1 pseudogene is annotated in these 407 nt (G+C 57.5%); it reads left to right on the top strand.

What is annotated here, in order from left to right:
• Window positions 1-253 (top strand): annotated as a pseudogene (locus SB764_RS38485) (ATP-binding protein); the annotation flags it as partial.
• Window positions 254-407: the final 154 nt, after the last annotated feature.

Raw genomic sequence — 407 nt, 5'->3', positions numbered from 1 at the left:
CAGGCTCGACTTCGTCATCATGGACGAACTGGGCTATCTCCCATTTGCCCAGGCGGGCGGCCAGCTCCTCTTCCACCTCATCAGCAGGCTCTACGAGCGGACGTCCATCATCGTCACGACGAACCTGGCCTTCGGCGAGTGGCCGGCCGTATTCGGCGACGCCAAGATGACCGCCGCTCTGCTCGACAGGCTCACCCACCATTGCGAGATCGTGGAAACCGGGAACGAATCCTGGCGCTTTAAAAACCGCTCTCAAAGCTCACATGAGGATTTCGTCGTCAAGATCAATCATCGTTTCATAGCGTGCCCCTTCGATTTCGTATCGAACCCATGGTCTGAGCCACCTTGCTTGACGCGGCACGTTTCCTTCACCGGTTCAAACTCACATACGGTCGCCGTTTTGTCCG

It is taken from the genome of Paraburkholderia sp. SIMBA_027 (assembly GCF_046535315.1).
In the GTDB taxonomy this organism is placed as follows: domain Bacteria; phylum Pseudomonadota; class Gammaproteobacteria; order Burkholderiales; family Burkholderiaceae; genus Paraburkholderia; species Paraburkholderia tropica.
This window is presented reverse-complemented; position numbering and strand designations above follow the sequence as displayed.